16 protein-coding genes and 1 pseudogene are annotated in these 19,523 nt (G+C 59.1%); 8 read left to right on the forward strand and 9 right to left on the reverse strand.

Translation table 11 applies throughout. The features are described from left to right. Positions 1-100: 100 nt before the first annotated feature. Complete coding sequence (locus JDEN_RS00255) at positions 101-1,261, reverse strand: TIGR04053 family radical SAM/SPASM domain-containing protein (RefSeq protein ID WP_012805830.1); 1,161 nt, start codon at positions 1,259-1,261, stop codon at positions 101-103. Between the two features lie 175 nt (positions 1,262-1,436). Further along, complete coding sequence (locus JDEN_RS00260) at positions 1,437-1,625, reverse strand: hypothetical protein (protein WP_041287748.1); 189 nt, start codon at positions 1,623-1,625, stop codon at positions 1,437-1,439. A 485-nt stretch (positions 1,626-2,110) separates the two neighbouring features. Between JDEN_RS00260 and JDEN_RS00265 the strand changes: the two genes are divergently transcribed. Continuing rightward, positions 2,111-2,749 carry a YitT family protein gene (locus JDEN_RS00265; protein WP_012805832.1) on the forward strand — a complete coding sequence of 213 codons (639 nt, stop codon included), beginning with the start codon at positions 2,111-2,113 and terminating at the stop codon, positions 2,747-2,749. Here the strand turns inward: JDEN_RS00265 and JDEN_RS00270 are convergent. Then, the gene (locus JDEN_RS00270) at positions 2,746-4,275 is read right to left on the reverse strand and encodes an MFS transporter (RefSeq protein ID WP_012805833.1); all 1,530 of its coding nucleotides are present in this window, start codon (positions 4,273-4,275) and stop codon (positions 2,746-2,748) included. The genes JDEN_RS00265 and JDEN_RS00270 overlap by 4 nt on opposite strands. A gap of 201 nt (positions 4,276-4,476) precedes the next feature. Between JDEN_RS00270 and JDEN_RS00275 the strand changes: the two genes are divergently transcribed. Continuing rightward, positions 4,477-5,100, forward strand: a complete 624-nt coding sequence (locus JDEN_RS00275; protein ID WP_143713202.1) for a TetR/AcrR family transcriptional regulator — start codon at positions 4,477-4,479, stop codon at positions 5,098-5,100. 3 nt (positions 5,101-5,103) lie between these two features. Here JDEN_RS00275 and JDEN_RS00280 read toward each other — a convergent pair whose 3' ends face one another. Further along, complete coding sequence (locus tag JDEN_RS00280; RefSeq protein ID WP_012805835.1) at positions 5,104-6,024, reverse strand: LysR family transcriptional regulator; 921 nt, start codon at positions 6,022-6,024, stop codon at positions 5,104-5,106. 70 nt (positions 6,025-6,094) lie between these two features. Between JDEN_RS00280 and JDEN_RS00285 the strand changes: the two genes are divergently transcribed. Further along, a complete protein-coding gene (locus tag JDEN_RS00285) occupies positions 6,095-7,237 on the forward strand; it encodes a YeiH family protein (RefSeq protein ID WP_012805836.1) in 1,143 nt (380 codons plus the stop codon). Between the two features lie 274 nt (positions 7,238-7,511). Here JDEN_RS00285 and JDEN_RS00290 read toward each other — a convergent pair. The 5 genes and pseudogenes from JDEN_RS00290 to JDEN_RS00305 form a co-directional block, all read right to left on the reverse strand. Continuing rightward, positions 7,512-9,664: pseudogene (locus tag JDEN_RS00290) on the reverse strand (catalase). 342 nt (positions 9,665-10,006) lie between these two features. Next, positions 10,007-10,366 (reverse strand): hypothetical protein, encoded by a 360-nt coding sequence (locus tag JDEN_RS00295; protein WP_012805837.1) that lies wholly within the window; start codon positions 10,364-10,366, stop codon positions 10,007-10,009. Between the two features lies 1 nt (position 10,367). Further along, a complete protein-coding gene (locus JDEN_RS00300; RefSeq protein ID WP_012805838.1) occupies positions 10,368-10,949 on the reverse strand; it encodes a hypothetical protein in 582 nt (193 codons plus the stop codon). Between the two features lie 407 nt (positions 10,950-11,356). Next, positions 11,357-11,527 (reverse strand): hypothetical protein, encoded by a 171-nt coding sequence (locus tag JDEN_RS13745; RefSeq protein WP_169304080.1) that lies wholly within the window; start codon positions 11,525-11,527, stop codon positions 11,357-11,359. A gap of 56 nt (positions 11,528-11,583) precedes the next feature. After that, positions 11,584-12,150: a hypothetical protein gene (locus JDEN_RS00305; RefSeq protein ID WP_012805841.1), complete on the reverse strand. Its 567-nt coding sequence runs from the start codon at positions 12,148-12,150 to the stop codon at positions 11,584-11,586. Between the two features lie 580 nt (positions 12,151-12,730). Here JDEN_RS00305 and JDEN_RS00315 point away from each other — a divergent pair. The 5 genes from JDEN_RS00315 to JDEN_RS00335 all read left to right on the forward strand — a co-directional run bounded on the left by JDEN_RS00315 (position 12,731) and on the right by JDEN_RS00335 (position 19,496). Beyond that, positions 12,731-15,295, forward strand: a complete 2,565-nt coding sequence (locus tag JDEN_RS00315) for an Svx/AvrXca family virulence/avirulence protein (protein WP_012805843.1) — start codon at positions 12,731-12,733, stop codon at positions 15,293-15,295. 533 nt (positions 15,296-15,828) lie between these two features. Then, positions 15,829-16,590 (forward strand): DeoR/GlpR family DNA-binding transcription regulator, encoded by a 762-nt coding sequence (locus tag JDEN_RS00320; protein WP_012805844.1) that lies wholly within the window; start codon positions 15,829-15,831, stop codon positions 16,588-16,590. Next, positions 16,587-17,534: a 1-phosphofructokinase gene (gene pfkB, locus JDEN_RS00325; RefSeq protein WP_012805845.1), complete on the forward strand. Its 948-nt coding sequence runs from the start codon at positions 16,587-16,589 to the stop codon at positions 17,532-17,534. Before JDEN_RS00320 ends, pfkB begins: the two co-directional genes overlap by 4 nt. A gap of 1 nt (position 17,535) precedes the next feature. Then, positions 17,536-17,988, forward strand: coding sequence for a PTS sugar transporter subunit IIA (locus JDEN_RS00330; RefSeq protein WP_012805846.1), 453 nt, complete (start codon positions 17,536-17,538; stop codon positions 17,986-17,988). Beyond that, entirely contained in the window at positions 17,985-19,496 is a 1,512-nt protein-coding gene (locus JDEN_RS00335) for a PTS fructose transporter subunit IIC (protein ID WP_012805847.1), read from the forward strand. The genes JDEN_RS00330 and JDEN_RS00335 overlap by 4 nt, the downstream gene beginning before the upstream one ends. Positions 19,497-19,523 lie beyond the last annotated feature (27 nt).

Raw genomic sequence — 19,523 nt, forward strand, 5'->3', positions numbered from 1 at the left:
AGCCGGGGAGTCTGGGTGCTGGTGGGTGTGGGTGCTTAGCGATGCGCGGGCGTGGGGGAATGGTTCGCCCCCGCCCCCGCACCCGTCCCTGAACCTGGAGTTACTGGGTTACCCAGCCCGCAGGCTGGTATACGCAGGTGGGGTCTGACGCCAACGCGTTGCCTGTGACAGCGTACGCGTGGGAACGCGAACCCCCGCACAGGTCGTGGAATTCACAGACCCCGCATTTACCATCAAAGCCATCTGGGTTGCGTAGTGATCGCAAAATAGGTGACGTGCGGTAAATGTCAGTGAACGCTTGGTCCTTCACGTTTCCGCACTGATGGGGGAGGAAACCGGAGGGGTACACGTCCCCAACATGGTCAATGAACGCGAATCCGCGCCCCGAGTTGATTTCAATGGGTGGGCGTGGGCGTCGCAGCGCACCAGCTTCGGTGCGGCTGGCGCGCAACCCGGCCACCGCATCGGTAAGCTCACGGTACAGTTCCCCACGCCCAGACGAGTCCACCCCGGAACGCCGCTGGATAACCACCCGACGGTAGTGAGGGGCTTCAGTCGTTTTGACGGCAATAATGTCGGAAATGTCGGCAAGCCAGTGGAGGACATCCTCCACTTCGCTGGGTGACAGCGCCTCCAACGCTTGCCCGCGCCCAGTGGGAACAAGGAAAAACACGCTCCACAGGGATGCCTGCATGGCGACCATCATCTCCAGGAGGCGCGGGAGTTCGTGCACGGTTTTGCGGGTGACGGTGGAGTTCACTTGCAGGCGGAATCCGGCCTCCCGCACCCACGCTGCCGCGTCCAGCGTCCGATCGAACACCCCAGGAACCCCACGGAAGCTGTCGTGTGTGTCCGCGCAGCACCCGTCCAATGACAACGACATAGCCGATGCGCCAGCCGCACGCAGTTCCCGTAACCGTTGCGGTGTCATCTTGGGCGTCACTGAGGGGGATAACGCCATGTGGAGGCCTTGCGCGTGCCCGTGGGCGACGAGTTCAGCAAGATCGTCACGCTCAAAGGGGTCGCCCCCTGTCATCACGACGATGGGAAACGGTTTCCCAAAAGAGGCAATGTTATCCAGGAGCGCTTTGCCTTGTTCCGTGGTCAGCTCGCGCGGGTTTCGACGGTGCTGGGCGTCGGCCCGACAGTGTTGGCACACCAGCGCACACGCACGTGTGACCTCCCAAATTGTGATCATCGGGCGGTCACCCGCATCGTGGTGCAAGCGACGCACTGAACGGTGCTCATCAACAACCGACATTCCCAGCCTCCCAAAAAATGGCGCACAACAACAGGACAAGCTGGGGTGGGCTCAGTCTATGACCTGACACCACCAGATGCGAACGACAGAAAAAACCGTCAGTTACGTGTCACATCCCGGGAGTGGCGGTCACACGTAAACCGTAAACCAAAAGTCGATGTGGGAGCAGCCACGGCTACTCGGTTGCGGTGACGGCGAGTTCCGCGTGAACCAGGGCGCTGATGCGACGTTTAATGTTGTTGAACTCGGGGGAGGTGACGGAACGGTCCGAGCCGAGGGGCACATCGATAATCTCTGCGATGTGTCCAGGGACTCCGTGGGATGCGCCACCTTGCATGACGACGACCCGGTTCGCCAGGTACACGGCTTCCTCGATGGAGTGGGGCGGGGACGGCCGATGCGGGGCATGAGTCCTTCTTTCCTGGTGCTGTCTGTGGGTGGCGGCTTGATGGGTGGCGGGGCTGGTCGGGCTTGATGCGTGGCCGGGTGGTCAGCATGGCCGGGTCTCCTGTGTGGACCATTGTGGGCGCGTAAGTGTGGAAATAGTTGGTCCTTGCGCAACCAAAGTGGTCCTCTCAGCGGCGGGCGTGGGTTTAGGTGAGGGGGTGCGGGGCGAGGTGAGGGGGTGCGGGGTGAGGTGAGGGTGGGGCGGTTGCGGGTGAGGGGGTGCGGGGTGAGGTGAGGGAGTGCGGAGGGCGTGCCCGCGCGCGTGAAACAGTGGATTAACACCCGTGACGTACAGTGCGTTACGCACAACAAGCCGTGCACAGTATTGAGAACATCCCCCGCACGCGGCACCACCTCCATGCCGCACGCGGTGCACCCCACAAGCGAGTGAAGGATTCACCCATGCCTGCACCACCACCATCCACCGCACCATCGCTCACCCCTGCCCGGCACAAGCACACGGTCATTGAGGACATTTTTGGGCTTGTCGCAGGCGTTGTGGTGACAAGCTTTGCGCTGTTTTTGTTGCGCTCCACGGGTGCGGTCACTGGCGGGATCGCCGGGTTGGCGCTCGCGGTGGAGTACTGGAGCGGTGTTTCAGTGTCGTTGCTGGTTGTCGTGTTGAATGTGCCGTTTTTTGCGGTGGCGCTGTGGCAGAAGGGCGTGCGGTTTACGGTGCGCACGTTGCTTGCTGTGGGTGGGCTAGCGGTGACGACCCAGTTCATTGGTCACGTGTTCACGATTGATTCGATCAACCCTGTGTTTGGTACGTTGACGGGAAATTTGCTTGCTGGGTTGGGGATGCTTATGTTGTTTCGCCACCAGGCGAGTTTGGGCGGGGTGTCTATTACGGGGTTGATCATCCAGGAGCGCACCGGGTTTAAGGCTGGGTATACGCAGCTGATTTTCGATGCGTGTGTTGTGGCGATCTCGTTTGTCACGTTGGCGCCGTCGATGGTGGCGTTGTCGATCCTTGGGGCGGCGGTGTTGAACGTGGTTATCGTGTTGAATCACCGCCCTGATAGGTACTTGGGTTATTAGTGTGGGGTGCCTGCAAGACCTTTGTGTGTGCGGAGCACGATTGCCATCATGGTGGCTGCGGTCGCGGTGATGAGGAGCCCGACGAACGATGTGGTGTCAGCCCCCAGTGCGAAGGCTTCTTTCGCGTGGGTGAGGAGTTCGGTTCCCAGTGGGTCGGGAAGCGTGGCGGCCGTGTCCACGGCACCACCCAGAGTTTGACGGGCCGCCTCGGCGTCGGTGTCGCTGACACCTGGGGGGATGACGAACTGGGTGCGGTACACCGCGGTGAGGATGCTGCCGAGGATCGCTGTTCCCAGGAGTGCTCCGAGTTCGTAGGCGGTTTCGGAGATTCCCGATGCTGCACCGGCTTTGTGGGGTGGAACCGACCCGAGGATCGCATCGTTTGTCAACGTCTCAGCGAGCCCTAAGCCAAGCCCGACCAGGGCGAATGCTGCGATGAGGAGCCACACGGATGTGTTGGCTCCCAGTTGGGTGGCGACTGCGAACCCGGATGCTGAGAGTGCCAACCCGGTGGGGATGAGCACCCGTAGCGGGAAGTGGAGGGACAGTCTGACTGCCACTAGTCCGGCGATGACGGTGGCGACGAGCCCTGGCAGCAGAATCAGACCGGACTGGAACGGACTGTAGCCGAGGACGAGTTGCACGTACTGGGCGACGTAGAACAGCATCCCGGTCATGGCAACCACTGCCATGAGGTTGGTGAGTACTGAGGCGGAGAAAAGCCGGTTGCGGAACAGTGCCATGTCGAGCATGGGTGAGGTGAGCCGGTTTTGCCGGCGCACAAACCACCACCCGATGGCGGACCCGGTGAGGATCGCGGTGATCGCGACCAGCGCATCGCCTGTTGCGGCTGCTTTGATGCCGTACACGATGGTGAACATGGTGGCGACGGATGCGACCATGGAGGTGATGTCGAGTGCGCCAGGTTGAGGGTCCCGTGATTCGGGGATGAGTAGGGGAGCAGCGATGAGGAGTACTGCGAGAACTGGGGCGTTGATGAGGAATACGGACCCCCACCAGTAGTGTTCGAGGAGCCACCCACCGACGATGGGGCCAAGGGCCGCGCCGGCGGAGAACCCGGACGCCCAGATGGCGATGGCGAGTCGGCGTTGGACGTCGTCGAGGAAGATGTTGCGCAGTAACGCGAGGGTGGAAGGCATGAGGGTTGCCCCGAATAGTCCCTGTAATGCGCGCGCGGTGATGAGGTGTTCGGGGGTGGTGGAGAACGCTGCGTACAGGGATACTGCACCGAACCCGATGGCCCCGATGAGGAGGAGTTTGCGGCGACCGACTCGGTCCCCAAGGGATCCCATGGCAACGAGGAGACCAGCGAGGATGAGCGGGTAGGCGTCAACGATCCACAACAGTTGGGTGCCGGTGGGATGGAGGCTTCGCGAAATTTCGGGCAAAGCGAACGACAGGACCGTGTTGTCGATGGAGACGAGAAGCACAGGAATCATGAGTGCAGCGAGCGCAGCCCATTGCCGGGTGGTTGCTTTGGCGGGGATTGTCGATGCGGTGGTCATGCGTGTCCTTACGTGCAGTGCAGGTGTGAGGAGGTGTGGGTGCAGGTGTGTGGTGGCTGCTGAGCCTTGGTGTGTGGTGGCTGCTGAGCCTTGGTGTGCGGTTGTCTCGCACCCATCCAATTTACTGTACCGTCTGGACGGTACGTTATGATGTTACGGTAGATTGGCGACGACGCCACGACTTTTTCCCACAATCCACCTGTGAAACGCACGACACTGCACACCCCCCCCGCCACACACCAAGGTCACCGCAAGCACATGGACGACAACCCCACCACCGCACCGACAAACACCTCCCACAAACGCGGCTCCGGACGCGACCGAGTCCTGGACGCATACATCAACGTCCTCCTCACCGACGGAGTTGCTGCAGCAACCCTCGACGAAGTAGCCCGACGCGCCGACATCTCCAAAGGCGGGCTACTCCACCACTTCAAATCAAAAGACGACCTCACCCAAGGCCTCCTCGACCGGTTCCTCACCGAAAACGCCGCCGAAGTAGCCGCGACCCTCAACTCCCCCGACGGACCAATCCTCGGATACCTCAACGGATCCACCGAAACAGGGGACACCTTCCCCAGCCTGTACATGGCCGTCCTGCGGCTCGCCGGCACCAACAACCCCCTCGTCGACGACGCCCTACGCACCAGCCAAAACGCCTGGCTCACCGGATTACAAGCCCACATCGACGACCCGGTGACCGCCCGCCTCGTCCACCTCGTCGGTGACGGTCTCTACCTGCACACCCTCCTCGGCGGCACCCGCAACCCCCTTGACGAGGCGGTCATCGAGTTCGCCCACCACATCATCCGCGACCGCGCATAGCGTTCACGTGGCGCGGGACCTCGGATTACCGATGCGCATCGACGCCGCGATCAGTTCCTCCGCAGCCGGGGACGGCCGGTGCCCCTGCCACACCGCGCGAATCTCCCGGCGCATCGTCAACCCCTCCACCGGCACCCGAACCAATTCACGCTGCGCAACCGACCACGCCACCGCCAGCTCGCTCAACACCCCAGGGCTGCCGCCAGCGCGAACAGTGGACCGGATCGCGCCAATAGACTCCAACTCCAACGCAGGCGCAACCGGGTGCAACGCGCGCATCGCGTCATCAAATGCACGCCGTGTCCCCGACCCCGGCTCCCTCACAACCAAAGGAGTCGCCGCAAGCTCAGCCAACGACACCGGCCGATCAGAGGAACGAGACGCCCACGGGTGCGCCGGGTGAGCAACCACCACGAGCCTGTCATGAGTCACCACCCGTGACCGCAAGCCCGTGCGACGCTGCGGAGTCTCCACGAACCCAACATCCACAGACCCGGCGTCCACCAAGTCATACACGCCCGACGAATTGACCGCCTTCACCTGCACGGATACCCGCTCATTCAATGCCCGCAACGCAACAAGCCACTCCGGCAACAGATGCTCAGCAACCGTCATACTCGCCGCAACCCGCAACGTTGTCGGCTTGTTCCCCCGCAACGCAGCATACGTATCAACAAACGACGACGCTGCCAACAGCACAGAACGCGCCTGCCCCACAAGGGCGACCCCCGCATCAGTCAACGTCGAACCCCGCGGATGTCGGACAACCAACGTCACCCCAATGTCACGTTCCAAACCAGCCAACGCACGACTCGCATTCGGCTGAGCCATCCCCACCGCCCGCGCCGCAGCGCTCACACTCCCCAAGTCATGCACAGCAACAAGGAGTTCCACAACTGACAAGTCAGGCCAACGCACCGTCATATCAACATGATATGCCTCCATGCGACTTTCGACTCTACTGAACACGTCACACATCCGGCATCCTCAAAAGGTGCCAACCCTCAGCCCACTCCTCATCGCCATCATCCTCGGCGCCACCATCGCCAACCTGTGGCGCATACCCGACCCCACCCAACACATCATCGATGTGGTTGGAAAATACACCCTCCGCGCAGGAATCGTGCTCCTCGGACTCCAACTCCACCTCGCTGATCTCGTGGCAGCAGGCCCACGAGTCATCACCACAGCAGTCCTCGTCGTCACAACCGGCATTCTCAGCACCCTCGCGATCGGACGACTCCTCGGCATCCACCGCGACCTCACCCTCCTCATCGCGTGCGGATTCTCAATCTGCGGGGCAGCGGCAGTGGCGGCCGCCACCGCCACCCTCACATCACAGCGGGGTGGGGATGCAAGACAGCGGGGTGGGGATGCAAGCGAACGGGGTGGGGACACTGATGAGCGGCGCCCTGACGTATCGCACCCGGGTGGGGACACTGGCGACAGCCTCCCCCAACACTCGGCGCTCGCAATCGCACTCGTCGTGCTGTTCGGAACCCTCATGATCCCCCTCATCCCCCTACTCGGGCACGCACTGGGACTCACCGCAACTCAGACGGCCCTGTGGGCAGGCGCATCAGTTCACGAAATCGCACAGGTCGTCGCGATCGGTGATGCCGTCGACCCAGGAACCGGCAACGCCCTCCACCTCGCCGTCGTCATGAAACTTGCCCGAGTTCTCCTCCTCGCCGTGGTCCTTGCCGTCATCACCATGCGGCACCGCAGACCAGTTCCCGCACCGGCTGGTGGTGTGCTCATTCAAGCTACTGCCGGTTCGGCCTCCAGCTTTACCGACACCGGTTCGGCCTCCAGCGCTGCTTCGCTCAGTGGTGCTCCCTTAGCCAACAATCAGTCACGCACACCACGCCATACACGAGTGCAACCACTAATCCCCACCTTCGTCAGCGGGTTCATTGTCATGGCGGCCCTCCGCACCACGGGGTTGCTCCCCGACACTGTGCTCACCATGGCTGGGCACACCCAAACGGTGCTCCTGACCATCGCAATGGGGGCGCTGGGAACGGGGGTGCGCATCGACAAGTTGATGACAGTGGGCGGAAAGCCCGTCGTTCTCGCGGCGCTGGCCACACTCATCGTTGGGGTCGTGGGCCTCGCCGGGGCTCTCACTCTCTAAAGGTGTTTCAGGTGGCCTCGGCCCCTCCTGCGCGCCTCCAGCCCCTCCCGCAGCTGGCAGCCACGCGCTGCCCCGCCGAACCTCGTGCTGCCCGTGCCCTTAACCTCCCATAGCCGGCGCCCGTACCTGCACCCGAGCCCGTGTGGACCACTTTGCCTGTGAAAACACCAAAAATTGTGGTCCGCACGAATACAAAATGGTCCACACGGGTGCAGGTTCGGGTGCGGGTATGGGCGCGCGGCGGTGCCCAGGGAAACACCCCGCCCACGTCAGATCATGCTGGGACTGGACTGAACCGTTCCCATGCCCGGTGTTTCGCAAGAAGCGAGGTCACGGTGTCCACCGCGTCGGTAGGCTCAACCGAGGTGACCCCAGGGGTGTTGGCCGGAACGCCCAACGGAGCCAGCGCATCGGCAGGCATACCCGCTAAAACCATGGCTTTACCCTGCCGGTACAACTCCTGCACAAGCAACACGATGCGCGGATCAACCACATCCACACCAGGCGACACCAGGGCCGACTTATGGTCTAGATCCGGCACTGCGTCAGGGGCTGGCGGTGATGTGGCCAAGAAAATTACCGCGTCACACTCGATTGAACGCACAGTCAACAACGACCGGTCAGCAGGCTCGCCGTGCGGAAGACCCCCGCCATCAGGGGCAATAGTCTTCGGGTTCAGGCCCGCGGCAGTTGCTCCTGACACAATCGCGGCCAACGTGTCAGCATCCGTCGAATGATCCGCCACAACACCGACCACCCGGCCATCAACCGGCCACACCTGACCGATCTGAGCCACTGAAGGGCTGAGCGCCCGGTCAGGAACCTCCACAGTCGGGGTTGGGGCAGGCAACCCCAGCCCACGGGCCACAGTTGCACACAACGAAGAATCAATGTTCGCCAATGCCTGCAACTGCCGTTGCCGCACCGTCAGATTCGTGCATTTGCCCAGTTCAAATGTGTACGCCTGCTGGACGTGCAACTGTTCCGTCTGAGTGAGAGACCGATAAAACATCCGTGCCTGACTGAAATGGTCCTCAAACGTGGCCGATTCAGTGCGCTCCTTCAATGCCGCTTCGATAGCTTGGGGAACATCAATAAACGCAGGCTTACCGGCAACATCACGCGGCGCATCAAGGATGTCACCTTCCTCCTCAGGGAGAGCACCCTCCGCGTCCGGGCGGCCACCACCAGCCATGAACGGGCACCCGCCATCAAGGGAGTTCGGCGAATACGGGGCCACCCCCTCATGCACATACTGCTGGTGGAAACCATCGCGCTGCATATCATTCACCGGTGCGAGTGGCCTGTTAATAGGAATCTGCGAAAAGTTTGGTCCACCAAGTCGAGTCAGCTGAGTATCAATATACGAAAACAGTCTGACCTGCAATAAGGGGTCATTCGTGACGTCAATCCCGGGGACAAGGTGACCCGGGTGGAAAGCCACCTGCTCGGTCTCAGCGAAATAATTGTCCGGGTTTTTGTGCAACACCATTTTCCTGATAGGGGTGACCGGTGCGAGTTCCTCAGGAACAAACTTTGTTGGGTCAAGAAGATCAATGCCCTCAAACATTTCCTCAGGGGTGTCCGGGAACACTTGCACACCCAACTCCCACTCTGGGAACGCCCCCGCATCGATGGCCTCAGCAAGGTCACGCCGGTGAAAGTCAGGGTCCTGCCCGTTGGTCAGCAACGCTTCATCCCAGGTCAGGGAATGCACACCTAGTTTTGGCTTCCAATGGAACTTCACCAACGCGCTGTCGCCTGCACTGTTAGTCACACGGAACGTGTGAACACCGAACCCTTCCATAGTGCGGTACGAGCGAGGAATCCCGCGGTCGGACATGTTCCACAAGGCGTGTGCTTGCGCTTCGGTGTGGAGGGAGACAAAATCCCAAAAGTGTCGTGCGCGGATTGGGCTTGCGGGATCTCGGCGTTTGGTTCGGGTTTCACAGCATGCACAACATCAGGGAACTTGATGCCGTCCTGAATGAAAAACACTGGAATGTTGTTTCCTACCAGGTCGTAGTTGCCCTCTGAAGTGTAAAACTTCGTGGCGAACCCGCGAGTGTCACGCACAGTATCCGCCGACCCTCGCGACCCAGCGACGGTGGAGAACCGAACAAACACCGGAGTTTCCACACCTTTCTTGAGGAACCCTGCTTGGCAGATTTTCTCGGCCGTCCCGTAAGAGAAAAACGTTCCATGTGCGCCTGCTCCGCGGGCGTGGACGGCACGTTCCGGAATCCGTTCATGATCAAAATGGGTGATCTTCTCGCGCAAGTGGTGGTCTTGAAGGAGAACTGGGCCGCGCGGCCCGGCCTTCAGTGATGTATCCGTGTTGCGTAACGGTGTGCCCTGCGCAGTCGTCAACGCCTCACCCTGCGGGTGGGTTGCCGACACTCGTGGTTCCTGAAACTTCTTCGTCATTGTCGCTCCTCACGGTGTGTGTGGTGCTTTGGCGACGGGGTCGACGAATCGTTGCGGAACCTGCGATGCGAAAATTGTTGTGGAAATCGTGGTGCGGTTCCGACAGTGTCCCCCTCTGTCAACCGCCACCCTACGCGTGCGGTGCCAGGGTTTCCTGTTGAACAAACAGCCCGATGCGTCACCGCACGTGGGGTACGCGCATGGTGACGCATCGGGCTGCTCTTATTGGTTGGGCGACGGGCATGCTCCGTGATGTGCACTGGCATTGCTGGCAAGAGAATGTCGGTGGCCCTCTGTGCGAACTACATGGTGGAAGGCCACCCGAAGATTTCGTGCCAACTGCTAAAAGCCGCGAAGGATCTTCGCTCCTCTATCCTTGACAGGTTCATCATATTTAAATGATCTGAAAGCAATCACAATACTGATCACAATCAATAACCCGCCAACAACGAAAGCTGCTGGGGTATAAATTCCAATGACCCCAGCCATCAAGAGAATGCCGACATTATTGCGGTATATGTCAACTGATGAGCGCTTTTCGGAGTCCGATGCCTTTTCGATGAGCGGGCGTACAGTATGATAGTAGGCCGCAGAGATTAATACTTGAACGATGAGTACAACCCACCAGGGTGAACCCATGGGTCGAGAAATCAGTGCGATCCCACCAAGAAGGAACAGGAAAGTCTCCAGAAAGTGGCGCATTTTAATACCCCCAGATCGCGCAACCAACGGCGGCTATTGGGACAGAAGAAGCGAGTCCAACAGGCGTAATCTTGGCAAGTTCTTTAGCGCCTATCTTAGCTGCATGTTTTGCTAAATACTTCGACAACTTTCCCCAAGTTTTTTGTTTAATATAGGAATATACTTTGCCCCAGTCGATGGAGACGAGACCTGCACCAGGAATTATTCCCTTCAACACGCACATACCAAACTCCTTCTTGCCTTGTGTTTGATACCGTGTTTCCGAAAGTTTACCACTTCCCTCAAGACGCTCCAACTCCGTGAGCGCTAGAGCAACTTCATTTATTTTCGCTCTATCGATTTCTGGATGTTTTGAGAGTTCTCCTTCGTTGATTTTCCAAGTTCCATTGGAATCTAGCTGAAGAATCTCTGTGAACAAAACCTCGAAACCATCTGCCAAATCATCTTCAAAGCTCTCATTGTCTTGAATGGACTTCGATGTGGGAGGCGGAGTTGTTGCGGATGCGGCGATGCCACCTCCGGACACTAATCCAAACGTTAGGAGAATAGCAATGGCTCCACGTGAATAACTTCTAGTGCGCATCGAGATACCTTCCTTGCTGTGATTGGATACTTGGTTGTTACATGCGGTAATCCTTGGCGTCAAGGGGGGATTGCTATCTGACGCTTTGTGACTTTAAGATTGAATACTCAACCTACGCAGAGGCTTCATTGAAAGTTGGTCAGTTAGCAAACACACTGGCTGCTAACAGCTGTAACTAATGCTCTCATCTACTGTTAAGTGTGTTCGTGAGTTGAGTCGAAAAGGAGCCTCATGCTTGTCGTTAAGGGTTTGGCTGTGTGCCTTCTGACCACAACCCTGCCCGTGAGGTTTCAGGTTTTCCTGTTGAGCAAACAGCCCGCTGCGTCACCGCACGTGGGGTGCTTGTGCGGCGTGCATCGGGCTGCTCTTGTTGGAAGGACTATGCGGTAAGGGCTCCTTAGCCTGGGTTATTTTGTTGGGTGGTTTTGATGGCGGTAGAGGTAGACGGAACTGACACCAAGCCCCACCCCGACTATCACTACGCCAATCCCGGGGCCCATTGTTCCTGGGCTGGTAATCCATGAGATTCCAAGCGCAATGAACCCCAACGCAATGAGAACCCGAACAATAAATCTCATATTCATATTTTGTTACTCCGTTTATATTTTCCTGAAGGCAGGACGCAGTGTGTACTCTACCCTTCGGGTTTAACGCCTAAGCATTCGTGCGCTTTCGTTAACGCTGATTCAGCGACTACTAGTTTCTTACGTGACCATTCGACTGGACCCCACGGGTCATCTCCGCCAATTTCGATCCATGACACGTACGGGATGGGTGGCCCTGGCTCGGTGGTCAGGAATGAGCGTATTCCTGCGTCCCTTGAATCGTCTGCTGGTAGTTCAAGGGCTACGATCCACCATTCCTCTCCGGGGATGAGGCCTTCGCCTACTTTGACTTGGGTGGAGCGCGTGTAGTTGCCGAATCTGACGTTGATGTCCTCGGGGGCTTCTGGTTCGAACGCGTCGCATGACATTTTTTCCATGAGGGAACGGTCTGGCTTGATGGGAGGTGGAGGTGGTTCTTCTTCGTCTTCTGGTTCGGGTTCCTCCTCGTAATCCAGAACCACGGTAGGTGTTTTCGTGGTTTCAGGGGTGGGCGAGGGGGTGTTTTCTGGTGCAGGTGCTGCTTGCCCGCTGCAACTTGTCAGTAAAAGAGTGCCGAGTAGACAGGCAACAACGGGAACAGTTTGTGGAGTGGTCATAAAACTGACGGTCCTTGTCATGGTTGAACGGGTGCCCACCTCGTTGCATCACGCTCACATCAACGTCGTTCTATTCATGTAAAGCGCAAGGAAGACTGAAACCACCATATTGGATATTTCACCGGGAATACAGGCTGATGCATAAGAATCTGAACTTGGTTCAGCGCATGCGGGTTGCTTGGCCTTCATATTTGCGCCAACTGCTGAGTGGCATGTGGGCCGTCCCGCGCATCGCCAGGCTTGCCGCCCATGTGGACCATTTTGAATGCGCATGGACCACTATTTTGCAGATTAATGCATGCAAAATGGTCCTCACAGCGATGGGGCAGGAGGGTTTGAGGGCGGGGTGACGTGGGGTGGGGCAGGGCAGCGCGGACGTGAGGGGGTGCAGAGGTGTTGCATGGTGAGGCGAGCGAACTGGGGGTGCAGGAGCGACCCGCGTGAGACTGCGTCACACTGATGACGCAAACCAGATGGTTCTTACTCACCGGGGACTTTGCCCGGGTACTGGAGCCGATGTAAGCACCCGCAACGCCACGTAGTGTCCTGCGTATTCATGGACACGACGAAGGGGATGACCATGGCGAAGAAACTACACACCATGACACAAGGATGGAGGCGCCAAAAAACTCACGCCTCACATCCACGAAAGGCACATCGAGGATCATCTATTGGATCCTTCACGCTTGTGTGTGCACTGCTGACCGGGGCGTTGACAAGTGTTCCAGCAGTATCAGCGGTGGCCGCCCAGGCGGCTACAAGTCCTGGTGCCGGGCTGCTGGCCACGGCCGTGAACGACACCTGCGTTTCGGGGACATGGTCGACAGACCCAGCGGTCAAGATGTTCCCAGAGCAGCACACCACGGAGCACTTCTCATTCCGGTGGAAGAGTTCCGAGGTCTCAAAAACTGATGTTCAGGCCGCCGGTAAAGCGTTGGAGGAAATCTGGGCACAGTTCATGGCGGAACCAATTGCGTTCCCCGAACCGCACTGTGATTCGGCAACGAAACGTCGCGTCAACGTGGAAATTGATCCAAGTTACGCGCTCACCGGTGGCGTCACCTCTGAAGGTGCAATGGGCATGTGGATTGGGTCTGGGGCTCTCAAGGACCGGTGGGGGCTGGCACATGAGTTGACCCACGCTTTACAGGGGTCAACCAAGGCTTTTCGTGATTCCCCTTACGTTGGGTGGTTGTGGGAGTCGCACGCAAACTGGATGACGCATCAGCTCCCGGAGTTCCGCACGAACCCGCACTGCTCTGAGCTGTTCGCGAATCACACAAGTCTCTACTACGGTTCAACGCGAAATAACTACTGCAACTGGCAGTTTTGGGAGCATCTGAAAGTAACCTATGGCTCAGACACTGTTCAGGGTTTGTGGGCCAACGCCCCAAAGCAGGGTGCCGCAAATTATCGTGACGCCGACCCATTTTCCGTGCTGATGGAACAGCAGGGGTGGTCGCTGGAGCGTCTGAACGATGAGTTCGGTCTGTGGGCGATGAAGAACGTCCTATGGGACTACGGGACGAACACGTACCGTCAAGCGTATGGCGGGTATGACAACCTCACCGGCGATCGCACGTTACGTGTGACCCCTATGACCCCAGTTGAGGGGGTGACGGGTCGGTATGCGGTTCCGTTTGAGGCTGCTCCCCAACGGTGGGGTTACAACACGGTCCGGTTAACACCCGATTCGGGGGCCACATCGGTGACCGTGGGTTTCCGTGGGATTGTCCAAGACACGGCAGCCACCAGCACGCTGCCCGGGTTCGCGAACGAACCAGCCACCGTGGGGTCGCCTCATTCGGGGTGGCGTTGGGGTGTTGTGGTGGAGGGCGCTGACGGGAAAGCCCGCTACAGCGAGTTACAGAAATCTGTGAGCGGAAGCGTGACTGTACCGCTACGTTCAGGGGATCGTGGCGTGTACCTCACTGTTCTTGCTGCTCCGACCGCCCAGCAGAAAATTGCTCACAACCAGCCATTTTATTCAATTTACCGGTACCCGTGGACTATCGATGTGGCGGGTGCGAAACCAACAGAGCCTACGAAACCAGCAGGCAAGAAACACCCCAACGGTGGCGGCTGGGTGGCCAACGGTGCGAATGTCGCGGCGACCGCGTTTGTTGGTCCGAACGCCTGCGTGCTGGGTGGAACAGTGTCAGGGCAGGCACGCATCGAAGATCATGCCACAGTGATGAGCGGAACCGTGACAGACAAAGCGATTGTGCGCGGGGTTTCTCTGATTCGTGGGCAAGCAACGATTAGTGGGAACGCCGTGGTGAATACGACGTTCCGCGGTGTGGGGGCGTTCCAATCCCGAATCACAGTCTCTGGTAATGCGCAGATTCACGGTGACAACGAACTGTGGCCCACCAGCATTAACTCTGGTGTGTGGTATGGGTTCGTGGATGACAACACACTGTCCAGCCACCCGATGCGTCAGTTGTCGGCACCTGTCGCTGAGGTGACTCGGCGGCCGTCGACTGCTGACCTGGCCGCGGTAGCGCCCGCATCTACACCTGCGCCAACAACCGAACCAACGGGGGAAGCAACCACGGCTCCAACAGCTGAACCGACTGTGGAACCCACAGCTGAACCGACGGCGGAACCGAGTTCACCCCCTGCCACCCCTGCACCGAACCCTGCACCAACGAATCCCACCCCAACAAACCCGGTCCCGGCGCCTGTTCCGGTTCCGAGTCCGCAACCTGATGCGGGTGACCCGGTTGTAGGTTCCACCGTGACAGTGGCGTCGTACAACTACCCGGAGCGAAGTGTGCGGCACCAACATTATGTGGGCCGTATCGACGCTACCCGTGACAGCGAGGACTGGCAGTGGAAGAAAGTGACAGGTCTTGCTCCAGGTGGGGGCGGTACGGTGTCGTTCGAGTCGGTGAACTTCCCTGGGTACTTCTTAGTTGCTGTGGGTCGCGACGTGAAGTTGCTCCGCAATGATGGGACGACCGGGTTCGCGCGCTCAGCAACGTTCACGCAGGTCAATGGGCTTGCCGATGCGTCAGCTCTGTCCTTTGAGTCCCTCGCGGCACCTGGACGTTACCTTCGGCACTACGGATTCCAACTCTATGTTGACCCAGTGTTTACGCCGGTTGCGCGGGCTGATGCGACATGGCGGGTGATGAATTAGGCAGAGTACGCGCCTCATGGTTAACGGGTGACAGTTTGTGTGTTGCTCGGTCATTCATGGAAGGGCTTAACGTGGTGTGACGCCACAGCGCCTCCAAACAGGACAGCACCGCTCACGGAGCGGTGCTGTCCTGTTTGTTGGTGAAGCGAGGCGCTGCCCGCGCTGCCCGCACATCGCCAGGCTTACCGCTGTGAGGACCATTTTGAATGCGCAGGGACCACTATTTTGCACATTGATACATACGAAATGGTCCTCACAGCGGTGGGGTAGGAGGGTTTGATGGCGGGATGGCGGGATGGCGTGAGGAGGGCAGGAGAGAGGTGGGCCGCCGCCCCTTTTTTCACCCCCGAATAAGTGGAAACATCTTTGTTTGTGCCCGAATGTGTTGACCAGAGATGTTCGGTCGGGCATAATCGGACTAAAGATGTGAGTGAATGTGCCCCGTGCCACACGGATTCCCGCACGGAAGCTTGACCGAACGCAAAGGCGCGTCATCCAGCGCATAGCCGCGCTGACACGAAAGGGACAACGACGTGTACGCTCCAGAACGACACACGGAAATCCTCACCCGGGCTCGCACGCTCGGACGCGTTGAGGTGACCACCCTTGCCACTGAACTGGATGTCACCCAGGAAACAATTCGCCGTGACCTCACAGCCTTGGAGCGCCGTGGCCTGGTGCGACGGGTGCATGGGGGCGCAATTCCGGTGGAACGTTTGGGTTTGGAACCGGCTGTCAGTGAGCGTGAGCACACGAATCCTGACGCGAAGGACGCGATTGCGCGTGCCGCGCTCGAAGAGTTGCCCGATAACGGGTCAATCATTGTCGATGCCGGGACGACCACGATCAGGTTGGCTGCATTGATTCCGCAGGACAAAGAACTTGTGGTGGTGACGCATTCGATCACTGTTGCGCATTCGTTGTCGAACCACCCGCATGTGACGCTTCATTTGGTGGGTGGGCATGTTCGGGCGAGGACGTTGGCTGCGGTGGGCCCGTGGGCGTTGTCGTCTCTTCAAGACATTCATGTGGATGTGGCGTTTGTGGGGACCAATGGTTTGAGTGCGGAGCGTGGGCTGACCACCCCGGACATGGAGGAGGCGGCTGTAAAGCGCGCCATTATTCAGTCTGCGCGGCGCACGGTTGTGCTTGCTGATCACAGCAAACTTGGTCGCGACGAGTTCGCTTTCTTTGGTCCTGTGACAGCGATTGACACGTTGATTACGGATTCTGCTGCAGATAGCAGCATGCTCGCTGATATTGAACGCGCAGGAGTGGTGGTGACGCAGGCATGATCACAACGGTGACCCCGAATCCCAGTATTGATCGGGCGTTTGACGTGGAGGTGTTGCACGTTGGTGACGTGCAACGGGCGCATGCGTCACATGTTGATGCTGGTGGTAAGGGTATTAATGTGTCGCGTGGGTTGCATGCTCACGGTGTTGTGACGTCTGCGGTGTTGCCGTGTGGGGGCCGTGATGGGCAGGCCTTGTTGTCGATGCTGGCTGATGGTGGGATCGTGACGTCACCTGTGTGGGTGGCGGGTGAGACGCGCACGAACATCACGCTGGTGGAGTCCACGGGTGTGACCACGAAGATTAATGCCCCGGGCCCCCAGTTGGGTGAGGCTGATGTGGTGGCGTTGCTTGCTGCGGCGACGTCGTCGTTGCAGGAGGGTGATCTTGTGGTGGGGGCGGGGTCTTTACCTGCCGGCACTTCCCCTGATTTTTATGTTCGCCTTGGCCTGGCGGTGAGGGAGCAAGGCGCGGAACTTGTTCTTGATACGTCTGGTGCGCCGTTAGCTCATGCCGTGGAGGCGGGCGGTTTGGCGTTGATTAAACCTAATGAAGAGGAACTTGGTGAGCTTGTGGGACGGGAGTTAACGACCGTCGCACAGGTCACTGATGCGGCCCGCGATGTGATTGGTGCGGGGACCCGCGAGGTTCTTGTGAGCCTTGGCGCCCATGGCGCCCTTCTTGTGACTGCCACGAACGTGTGGTGGGCGGGTGGGCCTGCGCTCACCCCCGCATCGACTGTTGGTGCCGGCGATATGACGCTCGCCGGGTATTTGTCGGTGCCTGGTCACGCTACCCCAGACCGGCTGCGTACTGCAGTCGCTTGGGGGCGGGCAGCGGTCCTTCTCCCCGGAACGGCTGTCCCGACCCCTGATGTAATCGACACCGCATTGGTGCGGTGTGTTGCTGAACCTGATCCTTCCACCCCACTCAAGGAGTTGTGACATGAGTTCCCCACTCATCACCCCGGAGCTTGTCGCTGTCAATGTTGACGCCGCCGATGCTCACGCTGTTATTGATGTTCTTGCTCAGCGTCTTGCTGACGCTGGCCGGGTGACGGATGCGGTGGCTTTTGCTGCCGATGTGCGTGCCCGGGAGGCGAAGACGTCCACTGGTATGCCGGGCGGTATTGGTTTACCGCACGCGAAGTCTGAGGCTGTGGTGACCCCGTCGTTGGCGGTCGCGAAAGTTCCCGCTGGCGTGGACTTTGGTGCCCCGGATGGTCCGGCTACTCTTGTTTTCCTTATTGCGGCTCCGGCTGCTGGGGAAGGCGACCATTTGAAGATTCTTGCTGCGTTGGCACGCAAGCTGGTGCACGCTGACTTTAAGGAGTCTCTGCGTGCGGCACCGGATGGTGACGCTGTTGCGGCGATTGTGAATGAGGCGGTTTCGCTATGAAATTTGTTGCAGTGACGTCATGCCCTACGGGTATCGCGCACACATATATGGCTGCTGAGGCGTTGGAGCAGGCTGGTAAGGCTGCGGGTCACGTGGTGACTGTTGAGACGCAGGGTTCTGCTGGTACGGACATGATTGACGATGCGACGATCGCGGCCGCTGATGGTGTTATTTTCGCTGCTGACCTGGAGGTGAAGGGTCGGGAACGGTTCGCTGGGAAACCTACTGTTGATGTGGGTGTGAAGCGGGGTGTTCATGAGGCTGCGAAGGTGATTGAGGAGGCTGTGGCGGCGGTGGAGCGTGGGGTGCCTGCGGGTGCTGCTGCGGCTGCGCCGGCTGCGTCTGGTCCGTCGACGAAGGTTGATGCGAATGCGGGTGTGGGTACCCGGGTCCGTCAGTGGTTGATGACGGGTGTGTCGTACATGATCCCGTTTGTGGCTGCTGGCGGTATTCTCATCGCTTTGGGTTTCATGTTGGCGAACGTTGCCTGGGGTGGTGCTGAGGGTGCCATTGAGGTGACTGCTGTCAACCAGGCTGATGTGTGGGCTCACTTTGAGTGGGGTAACTTGCAGCATTGGTCGGTTCTGTTGTTGGGGGCTGGGCAGATTGCTTTTGGGTTCTTAGTTCCGGTGCTGTCTGGTTTCATTGCGTACGGTATCGCTGACCGTCCTGGTTTGGTGCCTGGTTTTGTTGGCGGCGCAGCGTCGGTCGCTGTGGGTGCTGGGTTCCTTGGTGGTTTGGCCACGGGGTTCATTGCCGGGTTCACCGCGTTGTGGATTAGCCGGTGGAAGGTTCCCAAGGGTGTGCGCGGGATCATGCCTGTTGTCGTGATTCCTTTGTTGTCGACGTTGTTCACTGGTTTTGTCACTCTTGTGGTCATTGGAGCGCCGATTGCGGGCCTGATGAATAGCCTAGAGAGCTGGTTGAACGGGCTGGGTGGTAACCAGCTGGTTCTTCTGGGGCTCATTTTGGGGGCCATGATGGGCTTTGACTTGGGTGGCCCGGTCAACAAGGTCGCCTACACGTTCGCGGTCACTGGTCTTGCCACTCAAGGGCTCACTGCTGACGCTGCACAATACAAAATCATGGCCGCTGTGATGGCGTCCGGTATGGTTGCACCACTTGCGATGGCGTTGGCGACCACGATCCGCAAACGTTTGTTCACCGAAGCTGAACGGGAGAACGGGAAAGCCGCATGGCTCCTGGGTGCGTCGTTCATTTCGGAGGGTGCTATCCCGTTTGCTGCTGCCGACCCACTGCGCGTGATTGCCGCGTCGTTGGTAGGTTCATCTGTAACAGGTGCATTGAGCATGGCAATGGGTGTCACCTTGGTCGCACCACACGGTGGTGTGTGGGTGCTCCCACTGATTGGCAATCCACTCGGCTTCCTCGTATCTATTGTGGCCGGTGTGATTGTGTCTGCGCTGATCGTTGTGGTTCTCAAAGAGATTCGCTACAACAAGATCACCGCCACTTCCCCCACGGACGCAGCGGTCACCGCCGCGTAATCCCATCACCGAGGCTTCGAGAGGAAA

This window comes from Jonesia denitrificans DSM 20603 (assembly GCF_000024065.1).
GTDB lineage: Bacteria > Actinomycetota > Actinomycetes > Actinomycetales > Cellulomonadaceae > Jonesia > Jonesia denitrificans.